At 63.9% G+C, this 17,012-nt stretch carries 14 protein-coding genes and 1 pseudogene; 1 reads left to right on the top strand and 14 read right to left on the bottom strand.

Annotated features, from left to right (window positions below):
* Nucleotides 1-12: 12 nt before the first annotated feature.
* From PQR32_RS27305 to PQR32_RS27240, 14 genes and pseudogenes are all read right to left on the bottom strand, one after another.
* Nucleotides 13-336, bottom strand: coding sequence for a hypothetical protein (locus PQR32_RS27305; protein WP_408234221.1), 324 nt, complete (start codon nucleotides 334-336; stop codon nucleotides 13-15).
* A 10-nt stretch (nucleotides 337-346) separates the two neighbouring features.
* Nucleotides 347-862, bottom strand: coding sequence for a phage baseplate assembly protein V (locus PQR32_RS27300; protein ID WP_408234218.1), 516 nt, complete (start codon nucleotides 860-862; stop codon nucleotides 347-349).
* Entirely contained in the window at nucleotides 859-1,971 is a 1,113-nt protein-coding gene (locus PQR32_RS27295; RefSeq protein WP_408234215.1) for a hypothetical protein, read from the bottom strand. Before PQR32_RS27295 ends, PQR32_RS27300 begins: the two co-directional genes overlap by 4 nt.
* A gap of 4 nt (nucleotides 1,972-1,975) precedes the next feature.
* A complete protein-coding gene (locus PQR32_RS27290) occupies nucleotides 1,976-2,299 on the bottom strand; it encodes a LysM domain-containing protein (protein WP_408234212.1) in 324 nt (107 codons plus the stop codon).
* 8 nt (nucleotides 2,300-2,307) lie between these two features.
* Nucleotides 2,308-2,964: a hypothetical protein gene (locus tag PQR32_RS27285; protein ID WP_408234209.1), complete on the bottom strand. Its 657-nt coding sequence runs from the start codon at nucleotides 2,962-2,964 to the stop codon at nucleotides 2,308-2,310.
* A complete protein-coding gene (locus PQR32_RS27280; protein ID WP_408234206.1) occupies nucleotides 2,961-6,302 on the bottom strand; it encodes an eCIS core domain-containing protein in 3,342 nt (1,113 codons plus the stop codon). The genes PQR32_RS27285 and PQR32_RS27280 overlap by 4 nt, the downstream gene beginning before the upstream one ends.
* On the bottom strand, nucleotides 6,299-6,559 hold the full coding sequence (locus PQR32_RS27275; protein ID WP_408234203.1) for a hypothetical protein: 261 nt from the start codon (nucleotides 6,557-6,559) through the stop codon (nucleotides 6,299-6,301). Before PQR32_RS27275 ends, PQR32_RS27280 begins: the two co-directional genes overlap by 4 nt.
* Nucleotides 6,556-8,460, bottom strand: a complete 1,905-nt coding sequence (locus tag PQR32_RS27270; RefSeq protein ID WP_408234201.1) for an ATP-binding protein — start codon at nucleotides 8,458-8,460, stop codon at nucleotides 6,556-6,558. Before PQR32_RS27270 ends, PQR32_RS27275 begins: the two co-directional genes overlap by 4 nt.
* Entirely contained in the window at nucleotides 8,457-9,761 is a 1,305-nt protein-coding gene (locus tag PQR32_RS27265; protein WP_408234198.1) for a Pvc16 family protein, read from the bottom strand. Before PQR32_RS27265 ends, PQR32_RS27270 begins: the two co-directional genes overlap by 4 nt.
* The gene (locus tag PQR32_RS27260; RefSeq protein WP_408234195.1) at nucleotides 9,758-10,339 is read right to left on the bottom strand and encodes a hypothetical protein; all 582 of its coding nucleotides are present in this window, start codon (nucleotides 10,337-10,339) and stop codon (nucleotides 9,758-9,760) included. The genes PQR32_RS27265 and PQR32_RS27260 overlap by 4 nt, the downstream gene beginning before the upstream one ends.
* 218 nt (nucleotides 10,340-10,557) lie before the next feature.
* Complete coding sequence (locus tag PQR32_RS42275) at nucleotides 10,558-11,253, bottom strand: T4 family baseplate hub assembly chaperone (protein WP_459252007.1); 696 nt, start codon at nucleotides 11,251-11,253, stop codon at nucleotides 10,558-10,560.
* Between the two features lie 84 nt (nucleotides 11,254-11,337).
* The gene (locus tag PQR32_RS27250; protein WP_408234189.1) at nucleotides 11,338-11,865 is read right to left on the bottom strand and encodes a phage tail protein; all 528 of its coding nucleotides are present in this window, start codon (nucleotides 11,863-11,865) and stop codon (nucleotides 11,338-11,340) included.
* An 11-nt stretch (nucleotides 11,866-11,876) separates the two neighbouring features.
* Nucleotides 11,877-14,108 carry a phage tail sheath family protein gene (locus PQR32_RS27245; protein WP_408234186.1) on the bottom strand — a complete coding sequence of 744 codons (2,232 nt, stop codon included), beginning with the start codon at nucleotides 14,106-14,108 and terminating at the stop codon, nucleotides 11,877-11,879.
* A gap of 733 nt (nucleotides 14,109-14,841) precedes the next feature.
* Nucleotides 14,842-15,135 (bottom strand): annotated as a pseudogene (locus PQR32_RS27240) (SRPBCC domain-containing protein); the annotation flags it as partial.
* Nucleotides 15,136-16,230: 1,095 nt separating this feature from the next.
* Here PQR32_RS27240 and PQR32_RS27235 point away from each other — a divergent pair.
* A complete protein-coding gene (locus tag PQR32_RS27235; protein ID WP_408234183.1) occupies nucleotides 16,231-16,494 on the top strand; it encodes a hypothetical protein in 264 nt (87 codons plus the stop codon).
* The last annotated feature ends 518 nt before the right edge of the window (nucleotides 16,495-17,012 follow it).

The raw sequence follows: 17,012 nt of genomic DNA, 5'->3' as shown, positions 1-17,012 counted from the left end.
GGCGTCACGTCCTCACATCGCGGACGCACGCGTCTGCGTCACGGTGACCATCATCGGCGTGCCGGTGGGTGCGCACACCGAACTGCTGGACTGCACGATGAGCGGCTGCCCGCCCGCCAGCACCCGGGTGCTGCCCGTGAGCCACTGCCCGCTCACGCAGGGGCCGTTGCCGGCGGCGGGCGGCGGCATGGAACAGCCGGCAATGACACAGGGCGCGGCAAGCGTGACCACCGGATACCCCGACACCAACACGCGCGCAAACGGCGCGGTCGGCGTTGCCTGCCCGCCGTGCGAGCACATCACCGTGGCGCCGAGATGAACGATGAAACCGGGCATCGCATTGCTCCTACATCACCGTCAACGCGCCGGCGTTGATGTTGACCGTCGGTCCCGTCAGCATGATGGTCGCGCCCTGCCCGTTGCTGATCGTGATACCCACCTCGCTGATCGAGATGAACGCGCCCGTCGCCGTCTTGAGCAGGATGCCACCGGCGGGCCCCGGCAGGTCCGAGATCATGAGCGCGTTCTGCATGCCCGTCTGCATCACGATGCTCGGCGATGCCGGCACACCCGCCAGCGCCAACGCCGGCACATCCGCTGCGCTGCCCCAGAAGCAGCCGACCCACACGGGATGGTCCACGTCGCCTTGTTCGAACTCCACCCACACGCCCGCGCCGATCTGGGGCACGCAGAACACGCCCGCCTGCTTGCCGGTGAACGGGACGCAGGCCATCGCCCAGTTCGACAGGCCCACGCCCAGCACGTCGGGCACCTCGACCTGCACGCGCCCCATCTGCATGGGGTCGATGTTGTTCAGCACCACGCCGCGATACTTGCCGAAATATTTGCCTTCGCTGCTCATGTCGGCACCACCGGTAAGGTTGAGATCAGGCCGTTGCGGGTCAGGGTGAAGTTCTGCTTGAACTCGCCTGGCTTGAAGGTGCTGCTGACGGTCTTGACGTAGTACAGCCCGTCGAAGGCCATGCCGGCGCCGCGCACGCCCACCAGCTCGCGGGCCTTGAGCACGGTCCCGTAGCGCAGCACATCGAGCGAACCGGTCGCCGTCACGACATCGGCCGATCCGGCCGCGACCGCCATGCCCTTCGAGAGCGCTTCCATGGGCGAGAGCTTAGCCGTGTCGCTCATCAGATTGATTGACTTCGGCAGCGGCTGGAGCAGGCCAAGCGGCGGATTGAGCAGGCTGATGTCGGGGATCGGCAGCGGGATAGGAGTCTTGGTCAACGCGTTCTGGATGAACACGATCGGCATGGCCTTTTTCGCATGCTCGATGCTGAAGGACAGCGTCTCGACATTGCTGTGCGCGTCCATGCCGAGGTTCAGCGCCGGCTGCGGCAGGCCGAGCTTGATCTCCGGTCCCCAATACGCCACGTTCATGCCGGGCGCGGGACCGGGCGCCACATAGAACACGTGGCCTGCGTCCGCGGCAAGCTTCTCGACGTAGGCGAGATCGGTGCCCTGCTGGGTAGGAATCTTTTCGACCGGTACCGGCACGTCGGTGAATATCTGCGGAATGACGAGCGGCACCATGCCGAACATCGCGTACTTCGCGACGATCAGCGCCACGCGCGCTGGCGGCGGCATGGCCGGATAAGGCAGCCCGTTGAACTGTTGCTGGTCCATCGCCACCGAAAGGTCTTCGCCCGTGACGGTCAGTGTGCTCACGCCGGGGTCGTTCGAGCCGCTGATCTCCTGCTTCGTGATGAGGCCGTCCATCAGCACGCTCGGCAGGCTGTTGATCGTCAGCACGATCAGTACGCGCAACCACGGCACCTGCCCGCCCGCGAGCACCAGCAGCGTGTGCAGCGGCGAGCGGTTCTCGACCGCGAAGGTCACTTGAAAGCCGCTGCGCGAGCCGGCCGACGACGTGACCTGGAAGCTTTGCAACGCTTCCATCACCGGTTGCGGCATCGGCACGGGAACCGCCGGGCCGACGAGCAGCGTGACGTGCATGCCTTTAAGCACCGCCCGTCCCTCCCATACCGTCGGGCAGCGTCAGACGGATACGGCGGCCGACCTCTTCGAGATCGCGTGCGTCGAGATCGCCGTTGGCGTCCGGCAGCCGCCAGAACTGCTGCGGATCGCCGAGCACGGCGGCGGCCATCCGGTCGATGTGATCGCCTTCCATCACGCGGTATTCCTGCATCGTGACGAAGCGCGACGGATCGGGCACGAAACGTCGGCGCAGATAGACCACACGCGTGAAGTCGGGCTGGACAAACTCCGTCGTCTCGGTCGTGTAGTAACGGCTGTTGGGCGCATAGCGGTTGTCGGTGCTCATGGCGGGCCTCAGAACAATGAACTCAGGCCGAGGCTTGCCAGCGAACTGCTCGACGCCATGCCCGCGAGCCGTTCGCGGCCCTGGTGATAAACCATGTAGAGATGACCGGCCTTGCTGTCGAATCCCAGATCGTTGATGTTGAGCACGCGCATGTTGAGCGTGACGCGCGCGCGGATCGGATTGAGGTTGACGTCGAAGGCTTCCTCGACAATGGAGAAATCGGTGATGCGCACGGGCACCACGCGCTCCTTGCTCCAGACGAAGAGCGGCAGCGGCGCCTCGACCGGCGCGATCTCGAGCGTGCCCACGCTGGCGAGCGCGTTGTTGCGGATCAGCACCCCGCTGTCGGGATAGACCATCACTTCGAGCGCCGCGAGCTGCGGATGCAGGCCTACCTCCACGATCGCATCGTTCTGTCCGGCGGAGGCGAGCTGATCGGTGGCATCGATTTCGGCGTCGAGCTTGATCGTTTCGATGGGCGGCCCCTTGAGTCGCAGCGGCTGGCTCACCGCCGCCGTGCTGCCCGAACCCTGCGGGGTCAGCGAGCGCGTCAGCAGGTCCGGGTTGTACTGCAGCGCGATCACGCGCTGCACCGCGCCGCTCGTCGGGTCGATCAGGATGATGCCGCCCTTCAGCAGCCTGGGCGCGTCGCTGAGTCCGCTCACGATTCTTTTTCCTCGCTCTTGGCCGCGCCGAACAGGTGCCCCAGCAGCTTGCCGGGATCGACCTTGAGCTCGGGCGGCTCGGGTTTGATGTCGGCGAGCGCGGGCGGGCGCAAGCCTTCCACGCTGTCGTAGTGCAGCGGCATGCGCAGGCCCAGGGTCAGGCCCGTGTCGAACTTCGTTTCCTTCAGCGTCCAGATTTTTTCGGTCCTGACCTTGGCCTTCCACACGCCGGCCTCGGCGAAGACCTTCGCCCGAAGCGCCGCGCCAAGCTCGATGCTGCCGCCGATGTACGCGCTGGCGTCCACGCTGAAGCGGTCCTTCGCGTAGTTGATCTCGCCGCCGAGTTCGGCCTTGCCCTTGAGCCCCGCGCGCGCATCGACACTCAAGCCACCGCCGACTTCCGCGACCATGGCATCGATCACCACGTTCGCGCCCACCGTGCCGGTGATGCCGCCGCCCGCTGGAATGCTGGCCTTGGCCTTGAGCGAGAAGGCGAAGTCCGGGTCCGGCTCGAACGGGCTGAATTTCGCGGTCGCGCGGATGCCGGTCAGCACACCGGGACCGACGTAGTAGTAGTAGCCGAGTCCGCCGTAGAGCTCGACCTTGAGCCCGATCGGCCCGATCGACGCGCCCGGAATCGGAATCTTGCCGGAGGCGCTGAAAATTTCCCGTGGCGTCTCGTCCTTCGGAAAACGTGGAAAGAGCGTGATGTCGGGAAAGCTCAGCTCGCCGTCGAAGGTGATCTTCTGCTTGTCGTCGATGACAATGCCCGCGGACGCGACCATGTCCTTCTTGATCTCGTAGCTGAGCTTGCCCTTGCCGGTCAGCGTTTCGTCGGCGTGCAGCTCCACGTCGATCGCCCCTTTCGCCCGGCCCTTCTGGATCTTGACGCTGCCCTTGCCGTATACCTTCTCCACGCCTGCCTTTTGCTCGTAGGTCGCGTGGATGTCGCCCTCCAGCCCCGCGAACGCGATGCCCGTCGAGCCTGTCGCGCGAAACAGATCGTCCCGCACGAGAATGGCGGCATCGATCGGCTGGAGATACTTGCTCTTCGTGACGATGCGGCCGCGTCCCTTGAAGACCCACTGGCTGTCGCTGTACTGGACATCGAGCGCCGCTTCGTTCTTACCCGGCAGTTCCAGATTCACCTTGCCGCCGGCGTCAAGCTTGCCGCCTTTCAGGCTCACGTCGACGGCGCCGCCTTTCACGAAAGGCAACTTGAGTTTCGTAGCCTCGATGTGCGCCCCGCCGCTCCACTGTCCCGCCTGGTAGGTGACGTTGCCTTTGGCCTGATCCACGCCGGGAATGTAGATGAAGAGATCGCCTTTGAGCACGAGTCCCGCGTCGTCCGCGCTCGCCTTGAGTTTCAGATCGGCGAGCTTCTTCGCGGTGCCGAACTCGATGGCCAGCGTGCCGACAGGTTTAAAGGCCGGAGCCAGCTCCATCATGATGCTGACCTCGGTGACCTTCATGCCGGGGAACGGCGGCTTGATCCTGTCGGGATCGAGCGCCTTGCCTACCCGGAAACCCTGCGGGTCCAGCGCGACATCCAGTTCGGGCAGCAACGGCAGCCTGGGTGTGATGGTGCCCGTGGCCGACACGCCGTCGGCATCGACCGAGAGCGTGGTGAAGGTGATCGGACTGAGCTTGCTGAACTCCGCCTTGACGGGCGCGGGCAGCTTGCCCTTGGGTGGCTGCAGTGTGCCGTCGGGGCCGATGGCCATCGTCAGCATAGTGCTTTTGGTGCCGGGTTTGGCGTTGATCGCGTTCTCGTCGAGTGTTCCCCGGATCTTGTCGTGGCCCTTGCCCTTTGGATCGCGCTCGTAGTTTGCGAGCGTCATTCCCTTGATCGCCTTGACGACGCCCGCATTCGCGCCGTCGAGCGGAATGGTCCTGCTCTTGTCGGCCGGCAGCTTGAGCACGTACTTCTTGCCCACGATGCTCACTTCCACGTCCACCGTCGCCTTCTCGCTCGCCGCCGTGACAGCCTGATCGACGAAGCGCCCGGCAAGCTTGCAGCAAACGCCGCACACCGGCGCGCCCTGCATCACCACACCGCCGAAGTTCAGCGATACCCGCTTCGGACGCTTGCCGCCCAACGCGTTGCTGGCATCGTCGAATGCCTGTTCGGCCAGTTGACGCAATTGCTGCTGAATCAGCCCCCCGCTGGATGCGTTGTCCACCTTGTCGAGAACCTGCAGGTTCTCGCCCGCGTTGGTGCCGCCTACCTGCAGTTCCTGGATGTGATCCAGTTCGCAGGTCGGTCCGACAGGTGGTCTCGGAAACACCTTGTCTCCACCCACATCGCTCCAGCGCGCGTGGGCGTCCTTGCCCAACTTGTAGCCCACCGTGGCAAGCCACGATCGTTGCAATGTTTCAGTCGGATCGCGCGCCTCGTTCCGGCCGGCCTTATTCGCGGTAGGCTTCGGCCCGCTGGACCAGTCGAACGCCGCACCCAGCGAGCCCAGATTGGCCATGCAGTGCGCCACCGCCTTCGCGCCTTTTTGCGGCGGCAGCACCAGCGTATCGATCTTGTAGGCGGCTTCGGTCTTGTCGACGGTGCCGGTGGCCCGTTCGGGCACCGAGGTGCCGACCAGCGAGAAGCTGCGGTTATAGCTGGTCGTGTCGTAGCTGGCCGTGAAGGTGGGCTTCTCGTTCTCGTCCTTGTCCTTGGGCTCGGGGGCGCCTTTCGACGAGGACTTGCGCGACAGGCGCGGACCGCTCGCGCTCAGCAAGCCGGCGGATTGCGGCGCGCCGCCTTGCATGACGCGTTCGGCGGCGCGATCGGCTTCAGCTTCGAGCCGGTGGTACTCCGGGCCGTAGTCCACAAATTTCTGTGTGCCGCTTCGCTGAAGCCCCTGCTGCTGCACGGTGTGAGCCAGTTCGTGCGCGAGCAGGTGACGCCCGCTGTCGCTGTGCGGCCGATATTGCCCCTCGCCGAAAACCACGTGCTGCCCGACCGTATATGCGTCCGCGTCCATGTCACGCGCGGACGACGCGGCGACGGTGTCGTCATGCACACGCACGCCCCCGAAATTGGTGACGGCGAAGCGTTCCTCCATGAACGAACGTGTGTCGGGATCGAGTGGACGGCCGGCACGTCCGAGGGTTTCACTGACCGATGCGGGCCACGTGTCATCCGCGTCATGCACTCCCGCTCCAGACCCATGGGCAGAGCGCTGCAGCACGGACTTCGCCGCGCAGCTTTCGCATTCGCCGCCCGCTCCGGCACCGGCCCCGCACGCACACTTGCGCTGCAGCAACAGCCGCGAGGCGCCGCCTCTTGTCGGCACGCGCTCGCGCTCCGCGACGGGTGTAAGCACAGCGCCGTCGCTCATGGTGCGAGCGCCTCCACGATGCTGCGCGCGAGCCGTCGTCCGACGCGCTCCGGGGATTCGTTCGCACTGCGACGAAAGCGCGGCAGCCGCAACACATCGGTTTCCAGACCGTGCGCGGCGAGCGGCGCGGAGGCCAGCAGCCGGCCAAGCTCCTTCTCGAACGCACCGGCGAGACGCATGCCGTCGCGGTTCGAGTAACCGTGCAGCGCCAGACTGCCGACGCGCACGCTGACTGCGGGAACATGCAGCGGTTTCATATCCAGTCTCCCACTTCGGCCGGCGGCAGCGGACGCTCCAGCTTGGCGAACTCCGACTCTGCCGCGCTGCGCAGATGTTTCATCGTGATGGCTGAGCCTTCGTCGGCCGCGAGAAAAGCCGCGTTGAGCGCCAGATTGCGGATGTGCCCACCGGACAGCGACAGCCGCATCAGCTTGCCGAAGTCGATATCGGAGAGTGGCGCCGCGGGCGGGAAGGCGCGTTGCCAGATCGCCGCGCGCGCCGCCTCGTCGGGAAACGGAAATGGCACGATAAACCGGATGCGGCGCTGAAACGCGGGATCGATGGCCTGCTTCAGATTGGTGGTCAGAATCGCGAGCCCGCGATAGGTTTCGACACGCTGCAGCAGATAGCTGACCTCGATATTCGCGTAGCGGTCGTGGCTGTCCTTGACTTCGCTGCGCTTGCCGAACAGCGCGTCGGCCTCGTCGAAGAGGAGTATGGCGCCGCTCGCCTCGGCGGCCGCGAACACGCGCGCCAGATTCTTCTCGGTTTCTCCGATGTACTTGCTAACGAGCGCGGCGAGATCGATCCGGTAGAGATCCAGCGACAGTTCGTGCGCCAGCACCTCGGCCGCGAGCGTCTTGCCGGTGCCGCTCGCGCCGCTGAACAGCGCGCTGATGCCGAGCCCGCGCGAGCTCGTGTCCGCGAAACCCCAATCCTGATGGACGCGCACGCGCTGGCGCAGTTGCGACGTCATCGTGTGCAGGCTCGCCAGCGACGCCTCGGGCAGGATCAGGTCGGCCCAGGTCGCGCGCGCGTCGATGCGCTGCGCCAGACCGTCGAGACCCTGGCGCGCCTCGTCGCGCGCGGCCTCCCACAGTTGCCTCGCGTCGCCTTTGGCTGCCTGCCACTGTTCGGCCACGCGTTGCACCGTGCCCTGCGTCAGCTGAAACTGCTCGGCCATGGGTTCCAGCGTTCCCGTCAACGCCGCCGCGCCGCGCTCGCCCAGCGCTTCGCGCCACAGCGCCAGCCGGCGTCCGGAAGTCAGTCCGGCGTCGGCCATGCGATGCTGCGCGCGTCGCAGCGGAAGGCCCTCGCCGGTCATGACTGTGAGACTCTGCAAGGCATCAATGAACGTTCCGAACTCGCGCGCATCGCGCTGATCAAGTGTGTGCGTGTCGAGCCACAGCAGCCCGCGGCGCAGCAGCGCCTCGCGAGCCCACAGGCGCGCCAGCGTGTCGCGCTCTCCGTGCGGCGGCAGTTCCGTCATGCGATGCAGCGACAAGCCAAGCCGCCGCGCGATAGCCTGCACCACCGTTTCGCCGTCCGGCCCGCTAACCCGCGCAACCGGTGTATCGGCGAGGGAAGCGCAGGCCTCCCACGCCGCGCCGAGCGCATCGACCGCGCCGTCGTGCGCAGTATCGCTAGCCTTCGCCGAAACCAGCCGGACGGCCGGCATCCACGGTTCAATGCGCGGGTCCGGAAAAGGCGCCCCGGCGATGTGATGTACAGCGGCTTCGTCCACCGCCCAACGCGCGTCCAGCGGACCAAGCCCGCCCACCAGTTCGATCAGGTGCCAGCTTCGCAACGGCGCGACCGGGGTGATCGAATCCCAGCTGGACTCCTTGAAGAGCGCCAGCGCGAGGCGCCCGGTAAGCCATGGCCGGGAGTCGTTCTCCCCGGTAAGTTCAACTTGCGCCCGCGTCAGCAGCGGACCGATACGCGAGTCCAGCTGCGATGCCACTGCCAGGAGAAGCGCATCGCGCTCGAAAGCGCTCAAGCCCAGCGGCTGGGCGAGCGAGTGCAGCGCGAGTGGAACCGCGTCGCGGGAGAGGAGCGGCATCGGTTTGACTGGTGACCGGCTCAGATGCGCTTCGAAGGTCGCCAGCGCCTGCGTCAGCGCGCGGCGGTTGCGGGCCTGGTCGCGTCGTGCGCTCATGGCGACACCTCGGGGCCGTCGAAGCGTCCATCCGGTGCGACGATCAGCGGACTCATGCCCGCGTCAACCTTCAGCCTCGCCAGGTATGCGCCGGGCAACACACGACGGAACGCGAAACTTACACTGCTGGCGGACTGCGCGGGCGCAGCGATGCCGTGGCCCTCCGGCGCATCGAAGCTGTACGCGCGCGCTTGCCGCACGGTCGGCGGATTCTTCTCGTTGAGCAACAGGCGCACGCGCTGCTGTCGTCCGACGGGCGGCGTGACCGTGGCGGTGATGCTGCCGTTGCGATAAGTGACGCCGTCGATCGTCTCGTCGATCGCGCCGGGATCGACCTTGAAGGTTGCCTGCGGATTGAGCACGAAGACACCCGGGTTGGACTCGCCGCCAACATGCGGCGCCGGTGGCGTGCCCATCATCTGCGGATGAAGAATCTGCAGCGTGCAGAGACCGGCGCGCAGATCGGAGACGTCAGTGAACGTGAAGCGAAGTTCATCGTTGGACAAGTCGCCGAGGCCCGTGCTCTGATCGATGCCGTCGATCAGCAACGTCATCGACCGGGCCTTAAGATCGGCGCCGATGACCTTCACGGTGCTGGTCGGGAAAATGGGGACGTGCGCGCCATCTGTCGATTCGATACGGTCCACGCGCGGTGCGCGCAGACCGATGACATAGACGTTGCGCTCAGTAGCAGGCAGTGGCGCGCGCGTGCTGCGCTGCGTCTGCATGAGCAGCACGCTCAGCATGTAGGCGGCTGCGGGCCGCACCGGCAACTGGATCGCGGCCCAGATGCGCGAGACTTCGTCGGCGTTCAGGTTTACAGGCGTGACACGCAATTGCTCCAGTTGATCCGCAAGGCCAGCCAGTATCAGTTGCTTGGGCAGGTTGGGTTTGCCCGCTGCAGGCGTAAGTGCCGCGCGGATCGCCTCGCGGCCAAAGGCAGGCGTATCGTGCAGGATCTGCATTGCCGCGCCGAGCAGGATTTCGGCCTGAAAGTCGCTCACGCCATAGGCCACCAGCAGATAGTGCAGGTCGAGGGCCAGCGCGGGATTGGCCGTGCGCTCGCCACGGACGTCGCGGGCAGGCAGGTCCAGATTGGACCAGCCAGTGTTACGCGTCTGGTTGTAAAGCGCTATGTTGAGTGTTGGCGTCTCCGACGCAACGTTGGCACGCTCGGACGCGAGGCATGTTACCGCGGGAGTCGTGCCAAGCACGTCGTCCAGCTTCAGCGCGACGAAGCCATTGGTAAGGATCTGCTGCAAGGTGGCGGATGTGGCGGCCAGGCCGAGCGCGGTGCTCATGTGCGCCGCCGCTGCGCCAGATAGGCGTCGAGGGATTGCGGTGGCCTTGGTTGCAGCGAAGTGTCGGCGTGCCGCGTCTCGGCGATGGGAGCAGACGCCGGCGTGATCTCGATGCGGCCGATGTGAATCTCCACGCGCGGCGGCGCCGAAGATTCGGACTGCTGGCGAACGGCAGTCGCCGCAATGCGTGGCGTCGTCGTGCCGGTCGTCCGTACGAGCTCCGGCGTCAGCTTTTCGACAATCCGCGATTCAATGAGGCTGCGCAGCGCGACCGGCGCCGGAGCCGCCGCAGCTGCGCTGGGGTGATCCGTCGCCAGCGGCGCCGCCGGGACAATAGCCGGCGGCGTCGTAAACGCCGGATGCGATACATGAGGAAGAAGCGCCTCGCCAGTGCGAACATCGTTCTCGACGGCTTCCGGTGCCGACTCGCGCAAGCGTCGCTTTGAAGTCTCCACGTGCGCCTCGTCCGGGAAACGGACACGCGCAACTGGCGCAGGCGTTTCGGCCGGCGTGACGAGGCGTTTCTCGAAGACGGCCCGCGGCGCTGCATCCGCGCGTATTTCGGCGGAGTCGTGCATCTCGCGATTCTGAGACGGGTCAGTCGTGGCACTTGGGGGGCGAGCGCGCCGCGTTGGCGGTACCTCGGCAGGCGACCTGATTAGCGGCGCTTCGCTATCCTCATCACGGGTGTTTATGGCCGCACTCGCCCCTCCCTCCTCAAAGCGCGAAGGCGATCGTGGCCACACTGCGGGCGGCGCCACGGCCCTGCGCGCGAGCACGCGAAAGAAGTCACCGCTCACGGCAGTACCCGCCCAAGGTAACACGCACGCCGTACGGGGCTGAGTGCAAGGATCTGGGCCTCGCTCCATCCGTAAGCGCGCGCGAGTGTATGGACCTGATCGAGGCAGCGTTCCGCCCAGTGGCTCAGGCTATCGAGCAAATAATTCGCAATATCGAACGGCTCACTCCATGCATGTCCGCAGGCGGGACACTGCAACGCAAGCTCGCTGATGGCTTGCGGATCGGCGTCACCGAGCGCCCGTCCCAGCTGATCGACTACGGCATCTGGCAATTCGCCCGCATCAACGGCCGTATCGCCGAAACGCGCATCGAGCAGGCAGCACTGCAACAGCGTCTGGCGTGCGAGCTCGACATCGTCGACGAGCGCGGCTTGCGCCAGGTCCCGGCTGTTGGGCAGGCGGCAACGCAGATGGTAGCTGTTGATGTCGATGGCGACGGAGCGCTCGGCTCCTGCCGCGTCCACGTTCGTCCCGGGATCATCTACGCGCAGATCATCCACGCTCAGGTTCAGCTCCAGCTGCTCGTCGCATTCAGGACACCGCGTCAGGGCATCGAGGCGTGGGCCAAAAAGCGCGCGCTGCAACTCGAGCAGTCTCGCATCGCGCTGGCCGAGCGGCAGCGCTTCGGCGGCGCCCTCTTCTTTGCCCAGCACGCTGTCAATCACATGACAGGCGCGCAGTGCCGGCCGCATTGCGCGACTGCGCTCGATGATGTCAAGCCATTCGGCGGAGGTCACTTCAAACACGGATAGCGTTCCCAAGGTTCACTTCGGCGCTCAGTTGCCCGGCTCTGTGAAGCTGATCTCGGCCGGCTCGGCGACTTCGTAGTCGCGTTCCCAGCCTTCGTTCTCCAGCTTCAGACGCGCGATTGCCACGGCGTTGGCGTTCGCGTCCAGGTCCGGCAAGGCCTGAAACTCACTGACCCAGCATCGGAATATCTTGTAGGCGATCACCAGCTGGCCGGACTCGTTGTAGAGCTCGATAGTGATGTCCTTGCGAAAATCCTTCAGCGAGACCTCGGTGCCGAGCCCGGAGCCGTAGTTCCATACCTTGTTGGCCCATTTCTCGAACTCGGTGTCATGCGTCACGCCGCGCTCGAGTGTGATCGCGTCGAACTCGGTTCGACCGGGCGATTTGTGGCTGGAACTCTGGTCGCCGCCCTCGCGGTGCTTGACAACTTCCGTCGTGCGCTTTAGCGCCGACACCTTGCTGACGCCGGCCACATAGCGGCCATCCCATTTGACGCGAAACTTGAAGTTCTTGTAGGGATCGAAGCGCTGCGCGTTGACGGTAAACTGGGCCATGACGAAGCTCCTTAGACCTGAATCTGCCCAGCCAGCTGCTGGATACGTATCACGACGAATTCGGCAGGCTTGAGCGGCGCGAAGGCGACCAGGATGTTCACCACACCGCGGTTGATGTCGTCCTGTGTTGTAGTCTCGCGATCGCACTTGACGAGATAGGCTTCGCGCGTACTCTTGCCCTGGAAGGCGCCCAACCGGAACAGGCTGTTCATGAAGGCGCCGAGATTGAGCCGGATCTGCGCCCACAAGGGTTCATCGTTAGGCTCGAAAACCACCCACTGCGTGCCGCGGTACAGACTCTCCTCGAGAAACAGTGCGAGACGGCGCACCGGAACGTACTTGTACTCGGACGTCATCTCGTCTGCGCCCCGCAAGGTACGCGCGCCCCAAGACACCGCGCCGAACACCGGAAACGTGCGCAGGCAGTTGGCGCCCAGTGGGTTCAGCGCGCCGTTCTCGCCATTGGTCAGCATGTAGGCGCTCCCCTGCACGCCGACGAGCGTGGCGTCAGTGCCGGCTGGGGCTTTCCAGACGCCGCGTTCCGCGTCCGTCCGCGCGTAGAGACCCGCCACCGTTCCGCTCGGCGGAGTCAGGCGAAGCTTGCCATTTTTCAGTGGGTCGGCGATATACACCCACGGGTAGTAGACGGCGGCATGATCCGACTTTGGAAGGTCGGTGCCGCTGACGCTAGCCACCATCTGCGCGGGCGTCCCGGCCGATGGCGGCGAGTCGATCACGAAAAAGGCACGGCGTTCCTCGCAGTAGGCAGCGGCGTCCATCAGCACGCCGGTGTCTGTCACGCCCGGCAGACAAAGGATATTGAAGAGATCGACCGATTCCAGCGCGTAAAGGCCCTCGCGCGCCGAGCGGTCGCCTATGAACGCAGGGTACATGTCCGCGTCGGCGTAAGGCGTCTCGCCGCCGCCTGTTAGCAGCACGTTGTTCGGCTGGGTGGTCAGGGCGCCAGTCAGCAGATGAAACTCGTCAGCGATGCTCTTGTCCGGTGCAGCGGTAACGGAGATCGAGGAGCCAGCGCCGCGCGAACCGGTGGCCAACACCAGGCTTTTGCCGCTGACAGTCGACGTGAAATCCCGGTAGCTCGGGTTACCGGGTTTGAGCGCGCGGACGGCGGCCTGCAGGCGCGCGGCCACGTCGTTCATCTTGGGAACAAGGCCGGCTCCGGCGGCGCCAGTCGCGCCGATATCCACCACATCCGGACCGTAACCGTCCAGGCTGATACGCAACACGCTGTGTGTGGCGTCAGGCAGGGAGTTGAGATCGGCATTGGCAAACACATCGCTCGTCAGCGTTGCGTGCTCGGGCACCGGCGCCGGCCGGATCACGGCGACCGCGTCCACGTCGATGCCGCCAGCTTCCGCGCCCAGCTTGAGCACACCAGTCGCGTTGTTCTTCTGGCCGGACATGACACGCACGGTCGAGCTTTCGCCACCCACGCCTGAGGTGAGCACGATCTGCTGCGTGTTGGGGGGGCGGGCGCACGTCAGGTTCGCATAGGCAGCCAGACCGTTCGACTGAGCGCGAACCTTGGTCTGGATCGCAGCACACAGTGAATCCAGCCGTTGCGAGGGCGTGCCGCCGTTGATATCGCCCGGCAATGCCAGCACCACCTTGACCGGCGCCAGTCCATTCACTGACACGCGAAACTCGTTGTGATTGGCGTCCAGCACCGCGCCCACGTCCACCTGCGGCGCGCTGCCCGAAGCACCGGGTGCGAGCGCATCGAGCGTGGCCTTGTCCACGAGCCTTGTGAGCTTGACGAGCTGCGAGACTCCGTTCACGAGATCCAATACGTAGCGCGCGTCGGCGGAGTTCATCGAGACGTTAAGATACGTCTCGGCCGCCCCGTCCGCGTCGCGGAGAAAGGCGATGTTAAAAGTACTGCCCGGGTTGGAAGTCAGGTGGTCAACACGCACCTGGATGCCATTGCCTGAACTGCCTGCATCCAGCGCGATGACCTTGAGTACGTTGGCGGCGGCGACACTGCTCAGCGTAATCTCAGCGATACTCGCATCCTTCACGATGCGCACCGCATAGGCATCGGTGCCGCCATTCAGAAAAAACTGCCGCACCGCATAGCTCATTTCCGAATCGATGGCGAGGCCTCCGAAGATGCGCTCGTAGTCGGAAAAGCTGAAGAGGTGGATCGGCTTGTTGACGGGCCCACGCGCCGCGGCGCCCGCAAACGCGGCGATGGATGTGGCCACGCCCATGATCGTACGCACGCCGCTCGACTGCTCCTCGATATACACGCCTGGGTAAGTGAGTTGCGCTGGCATGATAGCTCCTTGTCGCGCCGGTGACAGAGTCGGCGCATGAATAGGTGCGCGGGTCGGTTACGCGAGAGCGGCGGTCCGATGCATGGCTTCGGGAAAACAAGGCGGCACACACCCACTCCGACGTCGAGAAATATCGGCGCCGTCGTCCCGGTCATGTCTCTGGGTGGAAGCCGGACTCACGCGAACGATGGCAATGCGATGCCGGACCGTTCTCCGGGCGAAGTGAATACCATGCGTCGCGCCACCGCCCGTGGGTCCCATTGTTGTTCGTTAAGCGCGTCGAATCCCTCTCGACTTCCTTCGTCATGCTTAATAAGGCACGCCTGGAAACCATTTTCGAGAAATGGCACCGCGTGCCGTGAATGCACATCCTGACAGGATCGACTTCTCGGCCTGACCTCGATCCATCGCTTCTTTTACTTCTGCCGTGAGGCATTTGAAACTCAGTTTAGTCGCACATGAAAATTATGAAAGGTTGCTTACCGCTTTATATCAAACGAAGAGTGCGCGGTATCGCACAGACTTGAGCAGGTAAATGAATTAGCAGAATCCTTAAGCGCGCAGCGCAGCGCCACGCCGCTTCGAGCATCGACGAGCCTGGAAGGAGCGGTGCATGCTCTGAAAGCCACCCTCTCAGGTTCGGTCTGTGACAGCAGAGCATGCATGCACGCCGTCGTGCTCAGTCGGGAATCTCAGGCTCGAGCAGTCGCACCAGTTGAACCAGCGACTCCTGCCAGCCGAGATAGCACATCTCGACAGGAATGACCTCGGGCAGGCCCTCCTGCACGATGTTGAGCTCCGTCCCGCAGGACACCTGCCGAAAAGAAACGGTGACGTGCATTTCGCCGGGCAGGTTCGAGTCGTCGAAGCGGTCCGTGTAGCGAATCCTCTCGAACGGCACCAGTTCGATGGACTCGCCGCCGAACGAGTGACTGCCGCCCGTGCTGAAGTTGTGGAACGACATCTTGTGACTTCGGCTGACGGGAGCAGTGGAATACGGGGCGCGGGAGTCTTTTGCGCGCAACGTTCCAGAGCAGCGGCATTTGAGCGAAGAGCGGAACCGGTCGTTCTTGCAGGCAAGTCTCAGTGCTGGCGACGCACAGTGGTTGACTAGCATCTGTCTCCAAAGTGTCTCCAAGAAAATATGTGTTTTGGAGACGCACTCGGAGGCAGCCAAAGCCTTACCGAATAATGGTTTCAGGAGGAAACTACACTTGTCTCCATGTCTCCATGTTTTTTTGCATCTGTCGGGGCTAATATCGCCGTGAAAAGCCGAGAACGCTTGACGAGGCCCCGCTCCCAATGGGGTGGTTTTTCAAGATTCGACTGAGCGGCCCGTAATATATCGTTGTCTGGCGGAAAAAAGGCGGAGTGGCTCGATCGAGCTCACCAAAAGGGTTATCTAACGAAATGCCTTCAATATTCGGGTACTTTTTCGGATACTTTTACAATAAAAATCCCCGCTTCCCCGATAAATAAAGGGGCGGAGGCGGAGTCCGCCTCCGCCAGAACGATTAAAACCTCGTAAGTCAGGCACTTACGAGGTTTTGCTTTTTCTGACCCATTGGTTGCCTACATCATTGAGACGTAGATCGCGACGTCTCACACGTCCCCTGTGTCGTTGGCAACGGACGGCTTGTTCACGCCTCCTCAAAAATGGCCACACCACCATTCCTTGCTGGAACGGTACGAATGCGCGGAAGCCGTATTCCAACACCAGTACGTGCGGGCTTGCAGATTGGCAGGGGCACATCTCGCGCACGAGAATGACCTGCCCGGCGAGTTTCGCAAGCTCGCGGCGGCAGCAGCCTTGAATTGTCCGTCCCAACAACGGTCGGGAATACGTGTCCCGACAAGCCGTCAAAGAAATCGACAGCCGGGAAAGACAGGCCTGAAAACCGACCTCAAAAAGGTCGGTTTTTTTGTTTGGAAAAGGCGAACCATCCGCGCGATCGATTAAAGCCCGTCAACTCATGACGAGTTTTTGACAAAACCTCTGAGGAGGGGCGCTCATCTGGCGAAGCCATCCTTTTCGCGCACGGGATGCATTGACGGAGGAGACTTATGCATGCCAGAACAGCGGAAGAAAGGAACCATGTACCGTTTTGACGTTATTGGTTGGCGCACTGAGCGCAGCGACGGCGTCGCCAACGACGACGGCAGCAACGCCATCAAAGTTGACAGCGCGAACATCGCCGCTTTTCCGGGTGACAGAGCGTGTTTCCGGCTATGCAGTTGCCTGACCGACGGCAAACGATTTCCAGCGCTGTCGGGTTCGGCTTATGTGTTACCAACCAGTGCGGCCACGCACGCAGGGAATGCTCATGCGTAAGGCGGCGGTACGGGACGGCGACCCGACGACAACGACTGGGGCTGGTCATTGGTTCCTCGACGAGGATCACCGACCACGGGAAAAAGATCGCGCTGGACCGCGACGTGGCGACGTGTGGTAACTGCAAGGGGACCCACCGAATATTCGGAACGGGCAACGGATTATCCGACACGGGGCGCAACGTCGTTACAGACGGTGATTTAGTACTCTGCCCGTGCGGAGAGAACCGAGTAATCGTTGGCAACAATCCCGGATATTTTCTCAACTCGGACCACGGTTCGGCGTGTGCAGGCGGTGAGGCCGCCACAGCGTTGCCATCGCATGCGCTGGACGAGGCAAAGCTTACGCGTTGGTGCCGGGTGTGGGATCGTGTGACTGGCGAGCCGGTAATCAATAGGGACTTCGTCGCCGATATTGACGGCGTACGGCAATCCGGAAAGACGGACGGACAGGGCTACGCGAGGATCGAGGCTAACGGCGAGGAACCATTCAACATCCATGTCATCTTTTCGTCGCCG

This window comes from Paraburkholderia dipogonis (assembly GCF_046027395.1).
GTDB lineage: Bacteria > Pseudomonadota > Gammaproteobacteria > Burkholderiales > Burkholderiaceae > Paraburkholderia > Paraburkholderia dipogonis_A.
This window is presented reverse-complemented; position numbering and strand designations above follow the sequence as displayed.